Below are 21,993 nucleotides of genomic sequence, written 5' to 3'. Positions count from 1 at the left end.
GCGGCTGCTCGTGCTGCCGGCTCTCATGCGGTCAGAGCGCGCTCCCGCGACGCGTGGGATCAGTCGCAATCTCCTGGCCTTGCTGGTCCGCCGAGTCTGCTGAAACTGGTTGCGCTTCAGGGTGCAAGGCCGGATCCTGAAAGGCTTTGCTGGCATCGGAGTGGGGGTTCAACTCGTCATGAGCAGGTTCGACGACCTTCAGGATGAGCAAGTCAAGATCATTACAGGGGATGACGGAGAGGTTCGCCGCACCCTCGAAGAGTGGCAGGTCATCATTGACCAGGCTCAAGACACGCTCGTCAGGGATATTGAGCGGATCGCCCCTGACGTTACACGGGCTGCCCGCAAGGCTTTGAAACGCGGTAAGATTCGACGGTTTCACGAAAAAAGGCATGCAGAGCGCGCGCACCTGAAGAAATTGGGTGTTGGATTTAGGGATTTGGAAGAGGCGGTGATCCTGGCGGAAACAGGTAACAGGGATGCTTCCGAATCATTTGCGCGTTGGCTGGTGCTCAATAAAGGCAGCGATGAACTCCTGGCTAACTCGATCAACGCCCCCAATACGCTTGGCGGGCCTGCCGTTCGTGCACTAACCTTCCTCGGACTCCATGCCCGCGGCTGCACTCTGGTGTCAGAGGTTCTCCTCCTTGTTCGGCATGGATTCATCAAGGGGGCGCATTCACGGGCGCGGAGTCTTTATGAGTTGACTACTACTCTTGCTTTCCTCTCTTTGAGCGATGAACCTCCGTATGTTCTTACGGAGCGGTATAGCCTCTCTGGGCTCGTTGAGGCGCGACGTGACTTGCAGGGGAGCGCTGAAGGGGATCCGTTCGATGGGACACCTGGCTTGGAAGAAGCGATTCGCTCCGCCTGGGGTGATCGCTACTTCAAGCCTTACGGGTGGGCCATCCCTGCAATTGGTGATGGCACTGCCAAGCAGGTCACGTTTCGTGACATAGATGAATCTGTGGGCAACCGCGACTGGCGGCATGCATACCTGACAATGAATCATTCGGTGCATGCTGGTGCGGCAGCAGCGGCTTCATTGTTTGATCGGAGAGGTACTTTTCGTCATCGCACGGGTAGTACAGTCGACTACTACGATGCCGCCTGGGTCCTTTCGATTACAGCCCTGCTTTTTGAAGGATTGCAGATACCCATCTTCCTGGATCTCTCGCCGCTTTTGGGGGCAGATATGGAGCTTGATTTTGCCCCCGTATCTAACCGGTGTGCTGCAGCCAAGACATTTTTCGATGGGTACATAGACAAGCTTTCTTTGATTGGCGAGAGCTGACTAAAGAGCGTCGCCGCGTCACCGCGCCCGCCATCTGATTGAACGTCTCTTGTTTGCCGTTGACCTACGCGCTTTCCAAGTCTGTGGGTACCGGTCAGGGGTGGGTTCCTGGACGTTTACGTGCATTCAGGGTCGGCTGGCTGCCGTCCTCAATCGGTTTCTCGCTCCCTCCCCTGGATGGCCCCGGACGGAGATGAACGAGACGGAAACTGAGGCGGCCCGGCCGAAGCCGAGCCGCCTCTTCGTTGTGCAGCTGACTGATCCGTAGCTCTAGCCAGGCCGGTCAGCACCGGTCATGCCGGCTGCTTCAACGGCCTGCGTGGCCACGTGCAGTCAGGCGCGGTTGCGGTGGTTGCGGTATGTCGCTGTCGCGCCAAGACCTGCCAACGCAGATGTCAGAGCAAGGGCACTCGCGTAAGCGTCAGCGATCTGTGCGGCTGAGCGTGAGATCACCAGCACGATGACGATTACCCCGACGACCCACGGCTTGGGCATGGGGTTTGACAGCGCCCCTGGGTTTAGGGTGACACTCATGTGAGCCTCCAATGGCTTAAGGCCCTCGATCGCACGCGCCGCCAAGCACTCGCGATCGGGGGCACTTTCTTGCCTCCGGACGGTAGCAAGGCCTTGACTGTCGAAGGGTGCAACCGCGACGCCACCGGCAACTCTCAGCTGTAAACTATAGTTTACAGCTACGTTGAGTTACGAAATAACGGACATTCGACCCTAGCTCCTTCTACTTTCCTCGAGAAAAGTAGAAGGAAGACTCAATTGGCTTACCTACCGTAAGTTTTAAAGATGGCCGAAAAGCAACCCCGCCGAACCCGCCCCCAGCTCCCATCCCGTCTGCCGTCGGCCCACACACCGTGGAGCAGGCGCGGTGCCGGGCGTCCAGGTGGAGCGCGCCACTGTACGAACGACCTGGACGCCCGGTGCCGTGTCTGCTCGGCTCTGCCTGGGTCGACGGCAGACGGGATGGGAGCCCTCACCGCTACAACCCACCGGCCGGCACCCGCCCGCGGGCCCCTCCATCCCGGAGCCTGAGCGCCCCCGCCGGAGGCATCGTCCCGAGCCGCACCCGCGTACCGCCTCGGCCCCATCGTGGGTTCGTCACCTATCAACCCGAGCTGTCAGGCGTGCGGACGGCGCCCGGGCTGGAGCGGGGCGTCAGACAGGAGCGCAGGCCCGGGCGACGGGCCGCGCGCGCCGCGCCGTGCGCGGCGGGTGCCTTGATGAAGTAGGGAAACTCTTACCGCATCAGTCCTGTGGGGTCACAGGGCGATCGAGCGGTAGGCCATGGCCTTGTCTACGACTTGCTCGGCGGTCAACTCGGCGGGGCCCAGAAGATGTAGTCGCTGATGTGAGGGCAGACCAGGCCGCGTTCAAGGGCCTCCAGCATCTGGTCCTGCTCTGCCTCGCTGGTCTCCTCGGCGGCCATGAGGCGCTGAACCAGGGAGATGGCTTCCTCGCGGCTCATCGTTCGCACCGGTTCCACGATTACTGCTGTGCGGCAAGCCGACGGCCGTCGTGGCTTCGGACGTGAGGGCCTGCTTCGTCAAGGGCATCCAAGAGGCGGATCGCGTAGACCTCGGTCATTCGGGCGGTGATCTCTTCCGGGGTGAGCCACTCGACCGCGGTCGACTCCGTGGAGGTTCGTTCCTCGCCGCCGGACGGCTTGCAGCGGAAGACCAGCGCCACGATGCCTCGGGCCGTGTTCTTGTAGACGCCGGTCAGTTCCTCGACCTTTACCCGGATGCCGGTCTCCTCCCAGACCTCGCGGGCCACACCCTCTTCGGGGGCCTCCGTGAGTTCGAGGACTCCGCCCGGGAGTTCCCAGGTGCCGTTGTCCGCGCGACGGATCGCCAGGAGCCGGCCGTCTTCGCGTACGACTGCGCCCGCGACGGACACGGAGTGCAGTGGCGTTGACGTCGTCTCTCGGGCGCTGTTACTCATGTACAGGAGCATAGGAGAGTGGGAAAGACTGTGGGAACTCCAGTAGGAGGTGGTCGGTCCGTACCTCGGTACGTCCAGATCGCCGAGGAGATTGTTCAGCAGATCCAGGCTGGGGTTCTCAAGCCTGGGGACCTGGTGCCGAGCGAGTCCGAGCTTGTCGAGCGCTACGGCGTCGCCGGCGGGACCATCCGTAAGGCGATGGTTGAGGTTCGTGCGAGCGGGCTTGTGGAGACGCGGCACGGCAAGGGGTCGATCGTGAAGGACCGGCCGCCCGTGCGGCTGCGGTCGTCGGATCGGTTTCGGGCCTCGCATCGACGTGGGGGGAAGGCCGCATACCTTGCTGAGTCCGCGCAGTCCGGTGCCACCGCCAAGGTGAGCGTCCTCTACATCGGGCCGATGGAAGCGCCGGAGGACATCGCCGAGCGGCTGGGCGTCGACGCCGGTACGCAGGTGCTCGCGCGGCGGCGGCTGTACTTCCGTAACGGCGTTCCCGTCGAGACTGCCTCCTCTTACCTCCCGTGGGACGTCGTTAAGGACATCCCTCAGCTCTTTTCCGAGAACCCCGGCCCTGGCGGCATCTACGCCCGGCTGGAGGACGACGGGCACGTCTTCACTGAGTTCGTCGAGACGTTGCAGGCTCGGCCGGCCGCCAAGGCTGAGGCTTCTGAACTCGCCCTGAGCCCCGGGGCCCCCGTCGTTCACCTGCTGCGGAACGCCGTCACCAAGACCGGGCGGGTGGTCGAGGTCTGCGACACCCTCATGGCCGCTGACCAGTTCGTCTTCGAGTATCGGATCCCTGCCGCCGACTGACGCGCGGTCAACTCTCCTCAACCCGCTCGGACTTCTTCGTCTGGGCGGGTTGACTCATGTATAGGAGTCGGGCACTCTTCTTCATGTCACTCATATAGATGAGTGACGGAGTCCAGCACTTCTAGAGGAGTGATCTCTGTGCGTCAGATCCCCGTCGACACCTCCGCGGCCTCCGTGATGGTCGCCCAGCCCCCGCAGCCCAAGGTGAAGGACCGTCGCACCGGCGAGCGCGCCATGGACGCCGAAACCGGCGCCGCGCTGTCGACCGTGGACGTGATGTTCGCCGCGAACGGCGAGGTCGAGATCCTGACCGTGACCGTCCCGGAGACCGGCGTCTCCGCCGACCTCGTCATGGGCACCCCGGTCGCGGTCACTGGCCTGATCGCCCGGCCCTGGGAGAACGAGTTCAACGGCCAGCGTCGGCACGGCATCGCCTTTCGCGCCGTCGCGGTCACCTCGCTCGTCGGCAGCGCGGCGACCCCGAAGGCTGCCTGATCATGGAGTGGTTGATCGTCTCCGCCGTGGTGATCGTCGTCGCCTTCGCCGGTTTCCTGCGGTGGCGGCGGCCCGCCTGGTACTGGCTGACCTTCGGGGTCGTACTCGCCGCCCTTCGGGTTCTGGGCCGGTACTCCTCGGTCATGGACGCCTGCGGGCTGACCGTTCCTCCGCCCCGGTGGCGTCTCGCCATCGCCCGAATGGCCAACCGGCCCGTGCCGGAGCCCCGGGCGCCGCGCATCCTGCGGCTTCGGCCCACCCGGACCGGCCTCGTCTTACGGCTGGGGCTCCGGCCCGGACAGGACGCCTTCGACGTGGCTGCCTCGTGCGACCGGCTGCGGCACTCGTTCGGCATGCACGGCGTGGCCTCGCGGGAGATCCGCTCCGGCGTCGTCGAACTGCGGATGACCGGATACGACGTACTCAAGCGGGTTCAGATGCCCGTCGGCGTCGAGCGCTCGACCATGCGCTTGCCGGTCGCTCTGCGCGAGGACGGTGCCGTTCATTACCGCGACTACCGCACCACCCCGCACGCCCTCACGATCGGAGCCACCAAGTCCGGGAAGTCCGTCTACCAGCGGAACCTGGTCGCCGAACTCGCCTCCCAGGACGTGGCTTTGGTGGGGATCGACTGCAAGCAAGGGGTTGAGTTGTTCCCGCTTGCTCGTCGCTTCTCCGCTCTCGCTGACAACCCCGACACCGCCGCCGAGCTACTCGATGCACTGATCGCGCACATGGAAGGCGTCTACCAGCTCATCCGCGCCGAACAGCGCATCACCGCAGACACCCCGGACGCCGACATCGCCGCCGACATCTGGGACCTGCCCGACCACCTTCGTCCCGTTCCCGTCGTCGTCCTCGTCGACGAGGTCGCCGAACTCGCCCTCTTCGCCACGAAGGAGGAGGAGAAGCGGCGGGATCGGATCATCACCGCACTTGCTCGACTCGCCCAGCTCGGTCGCGCCGCCGGCATCTACCTGGAGATCTGCGGGCAGCGATTCGGCTCTGAACTCGGCAAGGGCATCACCATGCTCCGCGCTCAGCTCAGCGTCCGTACCGCCCACCGCGTCAACGACGAGACCAGCGCCAACATGGCCTTCGGCGACATCGCGCCGGACGCCGTCCTCGCCACCGTCCAGATCCCCGTCGACTCGCCCGGCCTTGCGATCACCGGCGACGCCTCCGGCGGCTGGGCCCGCATCCGTACGCCGCACACCTCGCTCCGTACGGCCGTCAACGCCTGCAACAAGTACGCGCACCTCGTCCCGGACCTGCCCGGCCTCGCCGCCTTCCGGCCCGCCGTCGAGCCGCCCGCGCACCCGGTCAAGGTTCCGGCCCCGGCGTCCGCCGAGTCCCCGGCTACCGCCTGACCCTCCCCGCCCCACTCGGTCGGCGCGACCGCATCACGCGCCACGTCCCTACCCCGCCATGCCCAGAACGCCCCGCAAAGGAGGTGCCGACATGACCAGCAAGCTCCGCGTCGACGCCGTGCTGGTCCAAGCCTTGATCGCCGGTGCGCTGTCCTTCGCCCACCTGCACGACCTGGCCGCCGCTGCCGGGCAGACCGGATGGAAAGCGTGGGCCTACCCCATCTCCGTCGACCTGCTCCTGGTCGCCGCCTGGCGCCGCCTCCGCTCGGACGGCTCGTCCCGGCTCGCCTGGTGCTGGTTCCTGGTCTCCCTGTTCGCCTCGCTCGGCGCAAACGTCGCCACCGCCGGGTTCCTCGACCTCGCCCATCCACCCGGCTGGCTGCGCTTCGGCATCGCCGGGTGGCCCGCGGTCGCGTTCCTCGGCGGCACGCTCCTCGCACACTCACCGGCGCCGACGGTCTCGGAGACCCACTCCATGGTCGAGCCGGAGCCGATCGGAGAGACGCCGGCTGGCCCGGAACGCGTCCCCGAGTCCGATGCCGTCGCCGAGCTGGAGCCCACTCCGCCCGCGCCGGCAGCCCCGCCCGCCGTGCCTGTCCCCGCCGCCCTGGTCGAGCACGCCCGCAAGGTCGCCGCCGATCACCGCACCCGGACCGGCCACCCCATCGACACCGACACCCTGCGCGCCCGCCTCGGCGTCCCCGCGCCCATGGCGGACGCCATCGCCGCCCAACTCACCTGATCAGAACGGAGAACGCCATGTCCCCTCGCGACCACTTCCACTCCGTGATGCGGATCGGCCCGGTGCAGATCGGCACCCACCGCGACCGGCACGGCCGCACCAAATACGCCGCCGTCTGCACCGCCGACCGCTGCGGCTGGTCCTCCGACTACTCCAGCTCCTCCGCCGCCCAGCTCGCCGCCCGCACCCACCGCTGCCGCATCTCCGACTGAACGGATACCGCCCGTGGATGTCCCGCTCTGGTTCGTACTGCTCGTCGTCGGCGTCCTCGGCTTCAAGCTGATCCGCCCGCCCTGGTGGCTCGTCGCCGTGATCCTCCTCGGCGGCTTCCTCCTCGCCGACAGTCTGCTGGCCCCCGTCATCGACACCGCGATCTCCAAGTGACCTGACCCGGAAGGGAGAACCACCCCATGCTCCGACCCAAGATCCCGACCATGCCGACGCCGACCGGTCTCGTCACCCCGCCCGCCGTCGTCCAGCCGACCGCCGTTGAGCCCATGCAGTCGTCCCCGCCTCCGGTTGCCCAGCGGCCCACCGTCCAGATCACCCCCGGCACCGCGCTCGCCGTCATCGGCGCCGGCACCGCCGTCGTCCTGGTCGTCGGCACGGTCCTGGTCTCGATGCTCCTCGCGACCGCCGTCACCGCCGCATCGGTCGCCGTCTGCGCCCTTGTCGTCCGCTCGCTGCTCGCGTCGCCGGCCAAACGCCCGCGCCACCGTCGCTGACCGGCCCCCGGGCGGCCTCGATACCGCCAAGCATCCGCCGCCCGGGAGCCGTACCCCTCGCCGATCTCTCAACCGGAAGGAACACCCATCATGGATCAGCGCACCGTCGCCACCGCGGCGGGCCTGGACCCGGCCACCCTCCACGACGTTCTCCGAGTCGCCGCCGCCCCCGACTTCGATCGCTGGCGGGACCAGGTGCATCGCACCGGCGGCTGCTCCGATCCCATCCATCTGACCGGCTGGTCCCTCGCCAAGGACCGCACGTCCGGCGAGACCCTCCGCCGATACTCCACGGAGGCCGAGCCCGGCGGCCGTCTCCGCGTCGCCTGTGGCAACCGCCGGGCCTCCCGCTGCCCCTCCTGCGCCCACACGTACGCGGGGGACACCTACCACCTGATCCGCGCGGGCCTGGCGGGCGACGATTCCAAGGCCATTCCCACGACCGTCCGCGACCACCCCCGGGTCTTCGCCACCCTCACCGCCCCGTCCTTCGGCCCCGTGCACAACCGGCCCGACCGCGGCGCCTGCCGCTGCGGCACCCGTCACCCGGAGAACGACCCCGCCTTGGGCACAGCGCTCGACCCCGAGTCGTACGACTACGCCGGGGCCGTGCTCTTCAACAACCACGCCGGACAGCTCTGGCAGCGCTTCACCAACCGTCTACGTCGAGAGCTCGCCGCCCGCGCCGGGCTCACGCAGCGCGAGCTGAAGGACGCGTTACGGGTCTCGTACGGGAAGGTCGCAGAGTTCCAGAAGCGTGGTGCGATCCACTTCCACGCCGTGATCCGGCTCGACGGACGGGACGGCCCCTGCACTGCCCCACCCTCGTGGGCCACTGTGCGGCTCCTCGACGACGCGATCCGCGCCGCTGCCGTCCACGCGTACACGACCATCACCGTCCCGGCCGCCGGAGACCAGCCGCGGCGGCGTTTCCAGTGGGGCCGCCAGCTCGACATCCGACCGGTCAAGGCATTCGGTGACGGCTCCGACATCACCGAGCAGGCCGTGGCTTCGTACGTCGCGAAGTACGCCACCAAGGCCGCCGAGACCACCGGCAGCCTCGACCGGCGGATCGGCAACCGGGAGGTGCTCGACCTCCTGGATGTGGCCGACCACCCCCGCCGCCTGATTGAGGCCTGCCTCGACCTGGCCCCGCTTTACCCGGACCGCAAGCTCACCGCTTGGGCCCACATGCTCGGCTTCCGTGGCCACTTCTCCACCAAGTCCCGCCGCTACTCGACCACCCTCGGCGCCCTCCGCCAGATCCGCGCCGACTACCGCGCCGCCCAGGAACACGTGGATGCCGACCCGGACACCGTGCTCGTCCTCGCCTCCTGGCAGTACGCCGGCCACGGCCACACCCCCGGCGAGGCCGCCCTCGCCGCGACCATCTCGCGCGGTATCCAGCTCAACCGCCAGACGGCCCGCGAAGCTCTGCGCGACCAACTCGTCCTGGACGCCCCGGAAGGAGCCGCAGCATGACTACCGCCACCACCGACGAGCTGCTGACCGTGCCCGAGGTCATGGCACGGCTCAAGCTCGGACGCTCCACCGTCTACGACCTCATCCGCTCGCGCCGCCTCGCCTCCATCACCGTCGGCCGCGCACGTCGCATCCCGGTCGACTCGGTACGGGACTTCATCTCGTACGAGATCGGCGAGGCCGCCTGATGGCCGGACAGCGCAAGCGCAACCCCAACGGCGCCGGCACCATCACCAAGCGGAAAGACGGCCGCTATCAGGCTGCCGTGTACGTCCTCCAGCCCGACGGCACCCGCGCCCGCAAGTTCGCCTACGGCAAGACATGGGAGGAGTGCGACGCCAAGCGCCGTGCGCTTCTGGACAAGGCCAGCAACGGCATCCCCATTCCGACCCGCTCGGCGAAGCTCTCCGAGTGGCTCCCGTACTGGCTGGACAACGTCGTACAGCCGCGGCTCAAGCTCAGTACGTACGACAAGTACGAGGCACACGTTCGCCTCTACCTCGTCCCGCTGATCGGCTCCAAGCGCCTGGAATCCCTCGGCGTCGCCGACGTCCGGCGATTCCTCGTCCAGCTGGAGAAGAAGACCACCGCCGCCACGGCCAGGGAGTCCCACCGGGTCCTGCGCACGGCGCTCACTGCCGCCTGCCGCGAGGAGCTGATCACGCGCAACGTGGCCACCCTCGTGGAGCCGCCCCGAGCCAAGGCGCGAGAGCTGAGTCCCTGGTCCCTGGACGAGACGCTCGACTTCCTCGCAGCCGCGCGCCGGGACCCGCTGTACGCAGCCTTCGTCCTCGCCATCACCATGGGCCTCCGCCGGGGCGAGCTCGTCGGACTCCGTTGGGCAGACGTGGATCTCGATCACCGCGTCCTCTACGTCCGCCAGCAGACCCAGCGGCGCCGGGGTGTCCTGTACGACGACGACCCCAAGGGGCGCCGCCGGCGTGCCGTGCCGCTGCCCGCCATGTGCATCGCGCCCCTCCGCTGGCACCGGATGCGGCAGAACGATCAGCGGGTCAAGGCGGGGGAGGAGTGGAAGGGGAGTGACTACGTCTTCACTACGCGTACGGGCAGCCCGGTCGAGCCGCGAAACGTGTACCGCTCCTTCACCCGCGTCGCCGCCTCCGCCGGGCTCCGCGTCATCCGGCTCCACGACGCCCGGCATGGCTGCGCGACCATCCTCACGGCGGCCGGGGTGCCTCCCCGCGTGGTCATGGAGATCCTCGGGCACAGCCAGATCAGCATCACCATGGACGTGTACACGCACGTCGTCCAGGACACGCAGCGCGAGGCCATCAGTCACATGGACCGGCTGCTCAAGAGGCGGCCCGGCCGTCCCTGACCGTCGCCGTTGATGTCAGCCGTGGATGTCAAAGAGCACCTCCGGAGAATCCGGAGGTGCTCTTTCCCTTGTGCCCCCGGCAGGATTCGAACCTGCGACACCCGCTTTAGGAGAGCGGTGCTCTATCCCCTGAGCTACGAAGGCAGGGGCTTGGAGGAGACCTTGGAGAAAACCCGGCAACTGGATCTTCGCAAGGACGTCAAGCCCGCTGGTCAGGCGCAGTGTGGACCCTGCTGAGCAGTGTTGCTGCCCGACAAGAGCCACGCCAACGGCCGACCAGGGAACAGGGTAGCGGATGGGCGCCCGCGTGGGGTCTTGGATAGTGGGTGCCGAGTGGCGTGGCCGGACTGGTAGGTCGCTGACCTGTGGATTCTCCCGTGTGCTCCCAGGAGAGCGTGTGCGGGACAGTCCTCCAGCGGCGGCCGTTCCCGACCGTTCCGGTCCTGGACGGGCTGAGGGGCGTGATCAGCGCCAGAGTTCCGGCCCCTGGTGGTGTTTGTGGGGTCGTCTTGTGAGGGGCGACGGCGCTCTGTCCTGCTGGCCGGCTGAGACGTTCCTCCCGTACATCGCAGGGCGCCCGCACGAGCACCGTCTCGCGGAGTCGTGGATCGCGGTCCCTTTCGGGGGTGAGCTCGGGCCTTTCCGGAGTGCTCGGATCGCTGAGAGAGGAAGCGATCCAGATTCTTTCCGTCGGTGGGGCTTGTTCTCGATCGAGGGGTGCGCCTGCATGGCTGCGCCGATCGCAATCAGGGCTATCCATTCCATGGACCGCAGGGATTTGCCCTCAATAGAGGGTGGTGTGACTGGTTGGGGCATTGGTTCAACTTGCCGTGGACTCGCCGAAGTTGAGGGTCCGGACCTGACGGATTCGGGGTGACTCTTTCCGTGCGCACTTGCCAGGTGCACATGTGCCGGTGTTGGATCCGGCTGGCCGTCCGGCTGCCATGTGTTTATCGGGGTGGGGATTTCGATGTTGTTCCGTCATGCCTTCGTGATGCCTTTTTCCGGAAGCCCCGAAGAGCGTAACGTCAGGAAATCGCGGACGGGAATCATCGGCGTTCTTTCCATGACCTTGGGCATTTCCCTGCTCTCGGCGCCGTCGTGGGCCACGCCCGTCGCCGTCCCGGGGCCCCCGCCCGTACCGAAGACCGCGTCCGTCGATGGCACCGACTTCGTCCCCAAGGGGCTGAAGAGAAGACCCAAGCCATCGCCACCGTGGCAGGCGCCACCCGTCACCTGGCCCACCCCGGCCGCCGAGGAGCTCACTCTCCCGCCCGGGGAGACGGAGGCCGCGACGGTGGGCGGACTGCCCATCCGCCTCACCACACCCACCTCGCGCGCGAACGCGAAGAAGACCGCTGCCGCCGACCCCGGCCACATCGAAGTGGCGGTCAAGAGCCGCGCCGTCACCCAACAGGCCGGTGTGGACGGCCTGCTGATGTCGGTGCGTCCCACCGAGGCGGCCACCCCTGGTACGCCGGTCGAGGTCGAGGTGGACTACGGCACCATCCAGGGCGCCTACGGGGCGGGCTGGTCCTCGCGGCTGCGCCTGGTGACGTTGCCGGCCTGTGCGCTGACGACCCCCGACAAGCCGGAGTGTCGCAAGCAGACACCGCTGGCGACCGAGAACGACACCGTCGCTCATACCCTCACCGCGACTCTCGCCCCCACGGCTTCCGGCGCACCGCTGAAGGCGGGATCCGGGGCGGAGGCGAAGGCCGCTCCCGCGCTGTCCACCCTTGCCGTGGCCACTGCCGGCGCGACCGTTCTCGCGGCCACGGCGGGGGCCAGTGGCAGTGACGGCGCCTTTACGGCGACCACGCTCGCCCCGTCCGGATCGTGGTCCGCAGGCGGGAACTCGGGGGGCTTCGGCTGGACCGTGCCCATCGACGTCCCCGCCTCCCCCGGCGGTCTGGCACCGAAGATCGCCCTGTCCTACAACTCCTCGGCGGTCGACGGACGTACGGCGTCGACGAACAACCAGCCGTCGTGGATCGGCGAGGGCTGGGAGTACTCGCCCGGCTTCATCGAACGTCGCTACGCCTCGTGTGAGAACGACAAGCAGGGCGGCAACAACACCGCCAAGACCGGTGACCTGTGCTGGAAGTCGGAGAACGCGACACTCTCCCTCAACGGCTCCTCGAGCGAGCTCGTCTGGGACGGCACGAAGAACACGTGGAAGCTCGAAGGCGACGACGGGTCCCGGATCGAGCGGATGTACGACACTGCCGAGCCGAACAACTCCGGTGACGAGGACTTCGAGTACTGGAAGGTCACCACGCTCGACGGCACCCAGTACTGGTTCGGCAAGAACCACCTTCCCGGCTGGGCGAGCGGGAAGCCGGAGACGAACTCGGTCTTCACCGCCCCCGTCTACGGCAACCACGCCGGTGAGCAGGGCAACGGCGCGGACTACGCCTCCTCCGCCGAGGTGCAGGGCTGGCGCTGGAACCTGGACTACGTGGTCGACCCGCACGGCAACGCGATGGCCATGTACTACACGAAGGAGCAGGGCTACTACGCGCAGGACGGCACGTTCGACGACCCCAAGCCGTACACCCGCGGCGGCTACCTGAACCGGATCGACTACGGCCTGCGTGACGACGCCGTCTACGCCACGGCACCGCCTGCCGGACGGGTGACCTTCACCACGGGGAACCGGTGCACGGCCACGGACTGCGCCTTCACCGAGGCCAACGCCACGAGCTGGCCGGACACGCCGGTCGACCTGAACTGCACCACCGGCACGGAGTGCCTCCAGGGCTCCCCGACGTTCTGGTCCAAGCAGCGCCTGACCGGCATCAACACCTTCTCCCTCGTCGGTACGACCCTGGAGCCCGTCGACACCTGGGCGCTGGCCCAGTCGTTCCCCGCGACCGGCGACACCTCCACCCCGGCGATGTGGCTGGACTCGGTGAAGCGCACCGGCAAGGCCGGCGCCCTGGCCGACATCGGCATGACCGAGACCGCCTTCACCGGTGCGCTCATGGCCAACCGTGTCGACGCGGCCGAAGGCCGGCCCGCGCTCAACCGCAGGCGCATCACCCAGGTCACCAACGAGACCGGTGGCCAGACCCTCGTCACGTACAGCGCCAAGGAGTGCACTCCGACGACGCTGCCCGCGACGCAGGACATGAACGCCAAGCGTTGCTACCCGGCTTGGTGGACCCCGGACGGTTACGTGGATCCGGTCAAGGACTGGTTCCACAAGTACCTCGTCACGCGGATCGACGAGAACGACACCACCGCCGGTACCGGTTCGCCGTCGAAGGTCACCAGCTACGAGTACGCCAACGGCCCGAACTGGCGGCGCGACACCGGCGAGTTCACCCTCGACAAGCACCGCACCTGGAGTGACTTCCGCGGATACGGCACCGTCCGCACCTACGCCGGCTCCACCAACCGGGTGAAGACCGAGAAGACGTATTACCTCGGCATGGCCGGCGACACCCTCGCCGACGGCAGCCCCCGACCCGGCATGGCCATCAACGGCGTCGTCGACCGCGAGGACTTCGCCGGTCGCGTCGCCTCCACCGCCACCTACGACAAGGACGGCACCGGCGGCAAGATCGTCGCCAAGACCACCAACACGCCCTGGGAATCGGGCGTGACGGCCACCCAGGCGGTCAAGGGCATCACGGACCCCGACAAGCCGAACGACCCCGCGCCCACCCTCCCCGCCAGAACGGCTCGGCTTTCCGGCACCGGGACGACCAAGGCCAGCACTCTCCTCGACGACGGCACCTGGCGCACCCTCACCACCGACCGGTCCTACGACACCACCTACGGCCTTCTCCTCAAGGAGACGGACGACGGCGCCGGCACGGTCGAAGCCCGCTGCACCTGGACCGACTTCGTCACCCCGGACACGACGAACTGGCTGATCGCCTACCCCAGCGAGATCGTCACCACCGACAGCACCACATGCCTTGCCCGCCCCGGTGAGGTCACGGGCCGCGCCCGTACCTACTACGACGACAATGTGCTCGGCGCAGCTCCCGATCCGGGCAAGGCCAACGTCACCAGGACCGAACGGCTTTCCCACCACGAGGCCGACCTGACGCCCGTCTGGGACACCATCTCCCAGAGCACGTACGACCAGTACGGCCGTGCCCTCGTCGTCAAGGGCCAGGACGGTCAGCCCGTCACCACCACCTACGACCCGGTTGCGGGCGCGCAGTCCACGACGGTCACGGTCACCAACGTCAAGGGTCACACGGCTCGTTCGACGTTCGACGGCATGCGCGGACTCGCGCTGACCACCACTGATGCCGACAACCGCACCGCGACCAACGAGTACGACGCCCTGGGACGCCTGAAGAAGACGTGGAGCACGGGGCGCGCGACCACCGCTCAGCCCAACGCCACCTTCACGTACAACGTCTCCAGTGCGGTCCCCTCCAGCGTCGTGACCAAGGCGCTCTACGAGGACGGCCTGTGGGGCACCTCGACGACGTTCTACGACTCGCTGCTGCGGCCCCGCCAGACCCAGTCCGACGCCGTCGGCACCGTCGGCCGTGTGGTGAGTGACGTCTTCTACGACAGTCACGGCCGCGCGTTCCTGACGAACGCGCCGTTCTACAACAGCACCGCCGTCGCCGGCGCGATGCTGGTGGTCACCCCGAACCAGATCCCGCAGGCGCTGCAGAACGAGTACGACGGGCGTGGCCGGGTCACCGCCGGCATCCAGCTGTCGCTCAACGTGGAGAAGTGGCGCACCAGCAACACCTACGGCGACTACTGGACGGCCACCGTCCCGCCCGCGGGAGGCACCGCCACCCTCACCGTCTCCGACGTACGGGGCCGCCCGACGGAGCAGCGCCAGTACAAGGACCGCAACCCCGTCCCCGGGGCAGCGGCCACGCAGTACGAGAAGACCTCCCACACCTACGACGACGCCGGCCTGCTCGCCTCCGTCACGGACTCCTCGGGCCGCAACAGCTGGACCTACACCTACGACCTGCGCGGCCGACAGGTGGCCACGACCGACCCGGACAAGGGCTCCAGCACCGTCCACTACGACCCGCTCGGACGCGTCGACACGGCGACCGACGCACGCGGCACTCTCGCCAGCACCTATGACGAGCTCGGTCGGAAGACCAGCCTGCGCACCGGATCGATCGCCGGCCCGAAGCTCGCCGAGTGGACCTACGACACCGCGACCGGCGGCAAGGGCCTGCCCGCCACGTCCACCCGTTACGACTCCTCCATCACGGCGAACGCCGCGTACAAGGCTGCGGTCAGGGGCTACGACTCCGCCGGCCGACCCACAGGCACGACGGTGACGATCCCTTCGGTGACAGGTGAGGAGCTGCTCGCCGGCACCTACACCGTCGCCACCACCGCCACACCGGTCAGCGGTATGCCGGCGACCGCCACGTACAGCACGACCAACGCCAACGCGACGACGGCTCTGCCCGCCGAGACGGTCACGAACCACTACGGCGCGAAGGACGTGCTGGGGATCGTCGACGGTTCGCTGAACCACGCCTATCTGCGGGGGGCGAGCTACACGCCGTTCGGTGAGCTCGCGCAGGCGCAGCTCGGCAACATCGGCAAGCTCGTCACACAGACGAACACCTACGAGGCGTCGACCCGGCGTCTGATCGGCAGCACGGTCGACCGTGAGGCGACGGCTCCGGCGACTCCGTCGAACATCACCTACGGCTACGACCAGGCCGGCAACGTCACGACCATCCGGGACGCGCAGACCGACGGCACCGTCGTCGACCAGCAGTGCTTCACCTACGACTGGGCCCGCCGCCTGTCCGAGGCCTGGACCTCGGGCGACGCCTGCGCCACCAAGCCCGTCAACGGCACCGGCACCCCGAACCTGGGCACGGTCGACCCGTACTGGACGTCCTGGACGTTCACCGACACCGGCCAGCGCAAGACGGAGACCCTCCACAAGGCGGGCCCGATCGCCGCGAACACCACCCGCACCTACGCCTACCCGACCACGGCGGGCGCGCCCCGGCCGCACGCCGTCACCTCGGTGACCGCGACCGGCGGAGTGACCGGCACCGACACCTACGGCTACGACGACACCGGCAACCTCCAGAAGAAGACCCCGGCCAACGCCGGCCCGGTCCAGGACCTGACCTGGACCGAAGAGGGCAAGCTCAAGACGTCCACCATCTCCGGCAAGACGACGTCGTTCCTCTACGACGCCGAAGGCACCCGCATCATCAAGCGCGACCCGACCACCACCACGCTCTATCTGCCCGGCGGTCAGGAACTCGCGCTGACCCGGAAGGTCGGCACCACCGCGGCCACCATCGCCAACGGCACCCGCTACTACACCTTCCCCGGCGGCTCGGCCATCCGCACGAGCGATGACGGCAAGGTCCGTCTCCTCGTCGCCGACCACCACAACACCAACACGCTCTCCTTCTCCTCCACCACGCTCACCTTCAACCGCCGCAAGAGCCTCCCTTACGGCGGGCAGCGCGGCGCTGCCCCCGCCTTCTGGCCCGGTTACAAGGGCTTCGTCGGCGGAGACATCGACACCACCACCGGGTTCACCCACATCGGAGCCCGCGAGTACGACACCGGCCTCGGCCAGTTCATCAGCGTCGACCCGCTCCTCAGCCTGGACCAGCCGCAGTCCCTCAACGGCTACAGCTACGCCAACAACAACCCCACGACGGCCAGCGACCCGACCGGTCTCGAGAGCTGCTACCCGCACAACTGCTCGGGCGACAACGGCACGTACGACGACTACACGGAAGAGAACGACCCGGCAGCGACTCCGGATCCGCCGGCGGGAGAGAAGAAGACGACTGGCGGTGGCTCAGGGGGAGACACCGGCGACAAGCAGCCGGTGATCGAAGGCATTCGACTTCCCGCCGAAGACGAACTGCGCGCCATGTCCTTCGCGTGGCCGGGCGACTCCTACGACAAGCTGACCACGAAGTGGGCCAAGAGCAAGTGCGGCGTCGGCACGAGCGGATTCCAGGGGAGCACGAAGGGCTTCTGCGAAACCGCGGACGCCGCGGGTCTTCTTGAAGTGGGTGACGACCCCTGGGGCGTGAAGGCGAATGTCGACTGCATCACCGGAAAGGGCCGGTGCGGAGAAGCGCTGCTCGCGGACGTCATCACTTTGGTCACGTGGGGGATAGGGCGCTTCGTCAGCGGTATCGCAGCCAAGTCCGCCAAGGGTGCCGTCGCCGGGGGCGCGACAGCAGCCGAGAGAGGGGCGGTGGCAAGGCTCCTCGGCGACTGCATGTGCTTCTTGGCCGGAACCGAAGTCCTCATGGCAGATGGCTCCACTAAGGCCATCGAGGACGTGGAGGTCGGAGATTACGTCAAGGCGACTTCCCCGGAGACGGGTGAGAGCGGTGCTCGTAAGGTAACCCGGCTCATCCGAACTGAGAACGATAAGTACTTCAACACCCTGTCTGTTGTCACAGATGACGGAGTCGAACAACTAACTGCTACACACGAGCATCCATTCTGGTCACCGTCCGAGCGTGACTGGATAGAGGCCCGCGACCTCGAGTCCGGCATGACGCTGCTCACCGACGACGGAGACACGGTAGTCGTCACGGGCAACACGCCCTTCAGCAAGCGTGCCCGCACGTACAACCTGACCGTCGATGACCTGCACACGTACTACGTACTGGCAGGAGAAACGCCGGTACTCGTTCACAACAGCACATGCCCTGTGTACGAGAATCCAGGGCACCATGATCCGACGGGTGGTCCGAACCCGTATATTCCGAAGAAGGCGGTGCTGCCGGGTGACGCCGAAGCGCAATTCGCGAAAAGCGTTCTCGTCGACGGCGCCAGGTGGACAAAGGTGGGTTCCGGAAAAAGTGCCGAGTACTACCGTTACTTCGATGACGGCAATGGCAAGTGGCACTGGAGTGGAAGTACCAGGGGCGTGACTAAGTCGGGTACTCTGGTTCCGATTCCGATGAATCATGTTCCGATTCAGGTCAAGAGAGGCTAGTTGTGAGGTTCTTGACCGACGACGGTCGATTCGGATTCCTTGTCGCCCCGCTGGAGGGTCGCGGCATGTTCCGGTTCCAGCTCATCGTCGACAGCCAGTTGATCGGTGACACCGAGCCATGCATTCTGGGTACAGCCATGGCCAGGCTGAAAGGCCTGACGCATCTGGATGACGATCGTCTCGGTCTCTTGTTCTCGGACAGGGATGTCGTTCTCTCGGCGTTGCTGACCGAAGAGGAGCTCCACGATCGCACAACCCTGTCTATCGCCGAGTCTTTGGATGGCTGGTTGATCCACGGGTATGTGTACAAGGGAAATGTGGTTGTGGTGGCGCGAGGCGACGAGGATGGTTCGTTGACGGGCCCTACGCTGGTCGCCGTCGTGGCATCTGCCGAGTACGCCCCGATCGTCGAGGCGGCCCGCAACTATTGGTCGAGCGTCAACAGTTCCTCCATTTCGTGATGTGCTGAACACCTCTGAAGCCCCATCGGCTATGGCTGATGGGGCTTCAGAGATGTCCGACCCTGCGGAGTCGCGGAGGCGTGGTCGGGTAATTCCTCGATGACGCCCCAGCTTGATAAGCCCGCGAGGTCGCGGCCTCCGGGCAAGGGGCTTCGGCCGCCGAGGCCCGGTGGCTCACCTGCCGGCTGGCCGAAGCCCTTACGGGCTGCGAAGGCGGTGCTGGTGGCGTTGAGCGGGGTCGCCCCGACAATGGCGGTGCTTCTTCGGGCGTCCCTGTGTGGGTTGACCCTCGGGGCTGGGGCGCATAGCGTCGCGGCGCTGGGGTGAGCAAGCGCTTAGGAGGTCCTCGTGGTGGTGTCCGGTGGGCAGGCGGGGGAGGCGCGGCTTCGGGCGCCCGGGGCGCCGTTCGCTGTCGAGGGCGGGGTGTACGTCGGCGGGCCGCGGACTCTGCGGGAGTTCGTCGAGGTCGTCTGGGCCTACGGGGATCGCGTGTTCCTCGTGTCCGAGGCCGGGCGGATGACCTATCGGGAGTTCTTCGACGCCGCCTGTGGGCTCGCCCGGCGGCTCGTAGGGGAGTTCGGGCTGCGGACAGGGGACCGGGCCGTCGTCGCCATGCGGAACCTTCCCGAGTGGCAGGTCGCCTTCTGGGCCACCCAGCTCGCCGGGCTCGTCGCCGTGCCGCTCAACGCCTGGTGGACCGAGGACGAGTTCACGTACGCCCTCGACGACTGCGCGCCCGGGGTGCTGCTCGTCGATGGGGAGCGGGTCGGGCGCGTGCGCGCCTGGGCGCGGCAGCATCAGGTGCCCGGGGTCGTTTTTCGGGGGGAGGGTGAGGAAGGGTTCGTCGCTTACGTGGTCGATGACGATCCGCTGCTCGGTCCGCCCCTCGTCGACGTCCTCCCCGAGCACGACTCCACCATCATCTACACCTCCGGCACCACCGGCCGCCCCAAGGGCGCCGTCGCCACGCACCTCGCGCAGGCCGGGGCCGCCATGAACCCCCGGTACTTCGCCGCCGCTGCCGCCCTCGCCCGGGGGGAGGTGCCCGGGACCGGGCCCGCGCCCGTGTCCTTGACCACCTTTCCCTTCTTCCACGTAGCCGCCTTCACGTCCTTCTACGCCGTCATGGCCGCCGGCGGGACGTTGGTGATGATGCGGAAGTGGGATGCACGCCTTGCTCTCGAGCTGATCCGGGAGCACGGCGTCACCCATTACGCCGGTGTGCCCACCACCGCGCTCCAGCTGCTCGAAGCCGCCCGGAGCGCCGGCGACCCGCTGGAGAGCCTCACCCTCCTCAGCACCGGCGGCGCCGCCGCCCCGCCCGGGATCGTCGCCGGGATCACCGCCTCGTACGGCGAGCGCGTCGAGCCCCGTAACGGCTACGGGCTGACCGAGACCTGCGGTGGGGTGCTGTCGAACGTAGGGGCCGAGTACCGGGCGCATCCGGGGAGCGTCGGGCGGCCCTCGCCCGCCACCGAGGTGCGGATCGATCGGCCCGACGGGGAGGGCGTGGGGGAGTTGTGGCTGCGGGGGCAGTCGTTGATCCGGGGGTACTGGGGCGACGACGTCGCCACCCGGCGCGCGTTCGGCGACGACGGGTGGTTCCGGACCGGGGACCTCGCCCGGGTCGACGAGGACGGGCGGGTCAGCGTCGTCGACCGGCTCACCGACATGGTGATCCGCGGCGGCGAGAACGTGTACTGCGTCGAGGTCGAGGGCGTCCTGCAGGAGCATCCGGATGTCGTCGACGCCGCCGTGATGGGTGTTCCGCATCCCCTGCTCGGGGAGGAGGTCGTGGCCGTCGTGCGGTTGCGGGACGGGGCCGATCGCGACGTCGAGCGGCTGCGGGCGCACGTCGGTGCGCGCCTCGCCGCCTTCAAGGTGCCCGCCCGTGTCCTCGTACGGGAAGAGGAGCTGCCTCGGAACCCGACCGGGAAGATCCTGAAGCGGGAGTTGCGAGGGTCCTTCAGCGGCGCGTGACGCGGATGCGGTACGTGCCCGTCGAGTCCTCCGAGAGGACGCTGATCCGGATGCCGTTCGCCCGGTCCGTGAAGATCTCGCCCGGGCGGTACGGGGCGTCCGACAGCTCCGCGTGGACGTTCGGGCGCCGGGTACAGCCGCCGCTGGAGCGGTCGCTGTCGGAGACGGTCACCGGGCCGTGGCCGGTGTCCACGTCGGACTCGACCCGGTAGACGAGGACGCCCTGCTCGCAGACCGCCTCGTCGTTGCCCTCCTTGCTGCGCACCTCGACCGCGTACCCCGAGGTTCCCGAGAGCGGGACGAAGGCGAGCTTGGGGCCGCCCGCGACGGCCAGCGGGGTGAGGGTGTAGTCGGTGGAGCCGGGGCCCGACGCGCAGGCGACCTGGTCGTTGTCGAGCCAGCCCAGCTTCCATTTGTGCCAGCCGAGCAGGTCGTTGTTGGCTCCCCAGTCCTCGGACATGATGTCCCAGTGCCCGACCGTGCCGCCGCCGTCCGAGGTGTAGAGGTCGGGCAGGCCGAAGACATGGCCGTTCTCGTGCGGCAGGACGCGGTAGCCGGTCTCGGCGAAGCTGCCCGAGCCGTCGTCCTGACGGCTGTAGACGAAGGACGTGTTGGCGAGCGGCACGCCGTCGGCGTACGGGGCGTCGTCGTTGCCGGAGAACGTCACGGACAGCACGGTGTCGAGGGCGGACGGCCCGGCGTTCGGCGTCATGAGCACGTTGACCAGGTCGTACGCGCTGAAGTCCACCGTCGTGTCGGCGGCCTTCACGATGTCCTCGACGAGGGAGCGGTAGCCCGGCTCGTACGGTGAGCCGCGCTCGATCCCGTACGAGGTGAACGGCCGGGGCATCCGCAGCCAGTCGGTCATCGGGACCTCGGCCCGGTACTTCAGGCGCCCGTACGAGCTGGTGTGGAACCAGTCGGAGGTCTGCGGGAAGAACTCGCGGAAACGGCTCATCGCCGTGCCCTCCCCGACGGCGTCCGGGAAGTCGACCATCAGGGTGAGGGCCCTGACGCGGCCCGTGGAGCGTACGTATCCGGGAGCGGTGGGCAGCCCCTCCGACATCTGCACGCCCATCGTCGTGGCGATCCGGCACGGCCCGAGCTGGGCGCCGCTCGGCGCGGCGGCCACGGGGCCGGCGGACGCCGGGGCGGGGTCGGGGAGCGTGGTGCTCGCGGAGGCGAGCAGGGCGAGGGAGAGGGCCGTGGTCGCTGCCAGGGCGACGGGTCTGCGTATCCGTCGGCGGGGGTGCTGCATACGGGCGCCTCTCCGGTGGGGGCAGGTCTGCGGCACGGATCTCCTCCGCGGGGGACGGAGATCCGTGTCGTGCGATCAGCCTGTGGTGATCGGCCCGGAGGCGCGCGTCGAGTGGACCGATCGTGGGTAT

17 protein-coding genes and 1 tRNA gene are annotated in these 21,993 nt (G+C 67.8%); 14 read left to right on the top strand and 4 right to left on the bottom strand.

The genetic code is table 11. The features are described 5' to 3' along the window. Nucleotides 1-178: 178 nt before the first annotated feature. Nucleotides 179-1,294: a DUF5677 domain-containing protein gene (locus OG580_RS14930; RefSeq protein WP_267044163.1), complete on the top strand. Its 1,116-nt coding sequence runs from the start codon at nt 179-181 to the stop codon at nt 1,292-1,294. A gap of 1,324 nt (nt 1,295-2,618) precedes the next feature. On the opposite strand, the gene OG580_RS14925 is transcribed toward OG580_RS14930, so the two are convergent. Continuing rightward, nucleotides 2,619-2,771 carry a hypothetical protein gene (locus OG580_RS14925; protein WP_267044162.1) on the bottom strand — a complete coding sequence of 51 codons (153 nt, stop codon included), beginning with the start codon at nt 2,769-2,771 and terminating at the stop codon, nt 2,619-2,621. Between the two features lie 20 nt (nt 2,772-2,791). Continuing rightward, nucleotides 2,792-3,259 carry an NUDIX hydrolase gene (locus tag OG580_RS14920; RefSeq protein ID WP_267044161.1) on the bottom strand — a complete coding sequence of 156 codons (468 nt, stop codon included), beginning with the start codon at nt 3,257-3,259 and terminating at the stop codon, nt 2,792-2,794. Nucleotides 3,260-3,277: 18 nt separating this feature from the next. Between OG580_RS14920 and OG580_RS14915 the strand changes: the two genes are divergently transcribed. The 10 genes from OG580_RS14915 to OG580_RS14870 all read left to right on the top strand — a co-directional run bounded on the left by OG580_RS14915 (nt 3,278) and on the right by OG580_RS14870 (nt 10,210). After that, nucleotides 3,278-4,057, top strand: coding sequence for a GntR family transcriptional regulator (locus tag OG580_RS14915; RefSeq protein ID WP_267048010.1), 780 nt, complete (start codon nt 3,278-3,280; stop codon nt 4,055-4,057). Between the two features lie 138 nt (nt 4,058-4,195). After that, the gene (locus tag OG580_RS14910; protein ID WP_267044160.1) at nt 4,196-4,552 is read left to right on the top strand and encodes a hypothetical protein; all 357 of its coding nucleotides are present in this window, start codon (nt 4,196-4,198) and stop codon (nt 4,550-4,552) included. 2 nt (nt 4,553-4,554) lie between these two features. Next, nucleotides 4,555-5,922, top strand: a complete 1,368-nt coding sequence (locus OG580_RS14905) for an FtsK/SpoIIIE domain-containing protein (protein WP_267044159.1) — start codon at nt 4,555-4,557, stop codon at nt 5,920-5,922. A 91-nt stretch (nt 5,923-6,013) separates the two neighbouring features. Then, complete coding sequence (locus OG580_RS14900; protein WP_267044158.1) at nt 6,014-6,664, top strand: DUF2637 domain-containing protein; 651 nt, start codon at nt 6,014-6,016, stop codon at nt 6,662-6,664. Between the two features lie 17 nt (nt 6,665-6,681). After that, on the top strand, nt 6,682-6,876 hold the full coding sequence (locus OG580_RS14895; protein WP_150504141.1) for a mobile element transfer protein: 195 nt from the start codon (nt 6,682-6,684) through the stop codon (nt 6,874-6,876). A 13-nt stretch (nt 6,877-6,889) separates the two neighbouring features. Beyond that, on the top strand, nt 6,890-7,048 hold the full coding sequence (locus tag OG580_RS14890; protein ID WP_267044157.1) for a hypothetical protein: 159 nt from the start codon (nt 6,890-6,892) through the stop codon (nt 7,046-7,048). A gap of 26 nt (nt 7,049-7,074) precedes the next feature. Further along, nucleotides 7,075-7,389 carry a SpdD-like protein gene (locus OG580_RS14885; RefSeq protein WP_267044156.1) on the top strand — a complete coding sequence of 105 codons (315 nt, stop codon included), beginning with the start codon at nt 7,075-7,077 and terminating at the stop codon, nt 7,387-7,389. A 90-nt stretch (nt 7,390-7,479) separates the two neighbouring features. Next, complete coding sequence (repSA, locus tag OG580_RS14880) at nt 7,480-8,871, top strand: replication initiator protein RepSA (protein ID WP_267044155.1); 1,392 nt, start codon at nt 7,480-7,482, stop codon at nt 8,869-8,871. Further along, complete coding sequence (locus OG580_RS14875; protein ID WP_267044154.1) at nt 8,868-9,059, top strand: helix-turn-helix domain-containing protein; 192 nt, start codon at nt 8,868-8,870, stop codon at nt 9,057-9,059. The genes repSA and OG580_RS14875 overlap by 4 nt, the downstream gene beginning before the upstream one ends. Further along, nucleotides 9,059-10,210 (top strand): site-specific integrase, encoded by a 1,152-nt coding sequence (locus OG580_RS14870; protein ID WP_267044153.1) that lies wholly within the window; start codon nt 9,059-9,061, stop codon nt 10,208-10,210. Before OG580_RS14875 ends, OG580_RS14870 begins: the two co-directional genes overlap by 1 nt. A 71-nt stretch (nt 10,211-10,281) precedes the next feature. Here the strand turns inward: OG580_RS14870 and OG580_RS14865 are convergent. Continuing rightward, nucleotides 10,282-10,354: transfer RNA gene (locus OG580_RS14865), tRNA-Arg, on the bottom strand. Nucleotides 10,355-11,276: 922 nt separating this feature from the next. Between OG580_RS14865 and OG580_RS14860 the strand changes: the two genes are divergently transcribed. From OG580_RS14860 to OG580_RS14850, 3 genes are all read left to right on the top strand, one after another. Then, nucleotides 11,277-18,164, top strand: a complete 6,888-nt coding sequence (locus OG580_RS14860; RefSeq protein ID WP_267044152.1) for a polymorphic toxin-type HINT domain-containing protein — start codon at nt 11,277-11,279, stop codon at nt 18,162-18,164. A gap of 11 nt (nt 18,165-18,175) precedes the next feature. Then, nucleotides 18,176-18,625 (top strand): hypothetical protein, encoded by a 450-nt coding sequence (locus OG580_RS14855; protein WP_267044151.1) that lies wholly within the window; start codon nt 18,176-18,178, stop codon nt 18,623-18,625. A gap of 348 nt (nt 18,626-18,973) precedes the next feature. Then, nucleotides 18,974-20,605, top strand: a complete 1,632-nt coding sequence (locus OG580_RS14850) for a class I adenylate-forming enzyme family protein (RefSeq protein ID WP_267044150.1) — start codon at nt 18,974-18,976, stop codon at nt 20,603-20,605. Here the strand turns inward: OG580_RS14850 and OG580_RS14845 are convergent. Further along, nucleotides 20,592-21,863, bottom strand: coding sequence for a M6 family metalloprotease domain-containing protein (locus tag OG580_RS14845; RefSeq protein WP_267044149.1), 1,272 nt, complete (start codon nt 21,861-21,863; stop codon nt 20,592-20,594). The two genes, OG580_RS14850 and OG580_RS14845, sit on opposite strands and share 14 nt — an antisense overlap. Between the last annotated feature and the right edge of the window lie 130 nt (nt 21,864-21,993).

The organism is Streptomyces sp. NBC_00094 (genome assembly GCF_026343125.1).
GTDB lineage: Bacteria > Actinomycetota > Actinomycetes > Streptomycetales > Streptomycetaceae > Streptomyces.
This window is presented reverse-complemented; position numbering and strand designations above follow the sequence as displayed.

Excerpts from the sequence above, each read along its gene's own strand:
- OG580_RS14930 (WP_267044163.1), top strand. The coding sequence starts at position 179 with ATGAGCAGGTTCGACGACCTTCAGGATGAGCAAGTCAAGATCATTACA.
- OG580_RS14925 (WP_267044162.1), bottom strand. The coding sequence starts at position 2,771 with ATGAGCCGCGAGGAAGCCATCTCCCTGGTTCAGCGCCTCATGGCCGCC.
- OG580_RS14920 (WP_267044161.1), bottom strand. The coding sequence starts at position 3,259 with ATGCTCCTGTACATGAGTAACAGCGCCCGAGAGACGACGTCAACGCCA.
- OG580_RS14905 (WP_267044159.1), top strand. The coding sequence starts at position 4,555 with ATGGAGTGGTTGATCGTCTCCGCCGTGGTGATCGTCGTCGCCTTCGCC.
- OG580_RS14900 (WP_267044158.1), top strand. The coding sequence starts at position 6,014 with ATGACCAGCAAGCTCCGCGTCGACGCCGTGCTGGTCCAAGCCTTGATC.
- OG580_RS14895 (WP_150504141.1), top strand. The coding sequence starts at position 6,682 with ATGTCCCCTCGCGACCACTTCCACTCCGTGATGCGGATCGGCCCGGTG.
- OG580_RS14885 (WP_267044156.1), top strand. The coding sequence starts at position 7,075 with ATGCTCCGACCCAAGATCCCGACCATGCCGACGCCGACCGGTCTCGTC.
- repSA (WP_267044155.1), top strand. The coding sequence starts at position 7,480 with ATGGATCAGCGCACCGTCGCCACCGCGGCGGGCCTGGACCCGGCCACC.
- OG580_RS14875 (WP_267044154.1), top strand. The coding sequence starts at position 8,868 with ATGACTACCGCCACCACCGACGAGCTGCTGACCGTGCCCGAGGTCATG.
- OG580_RS14870 (WP_267044153.1), top strand. The coding sequence starts at position 9,059 with ATGGCCGGACAGCGCAAGCGCAACCCCAACGGCGCCGGCACCATCACC.
- OG580_RS14860 (WP_267044152.1), top strand. The coding sequence starts at position 11,277 with ATGACCTTGGGCATTTCCCTGCTCTCGGCGCCGTCGTGGGCCACGCCC.
- OG580_RS14845 (WP_267044149.1), bottom strand. The coding sequence starts at position 21,863 with ATGCAGCACCCCCGCCGACGGATACGCAGACCCGTCGCCCTGGCAGCG.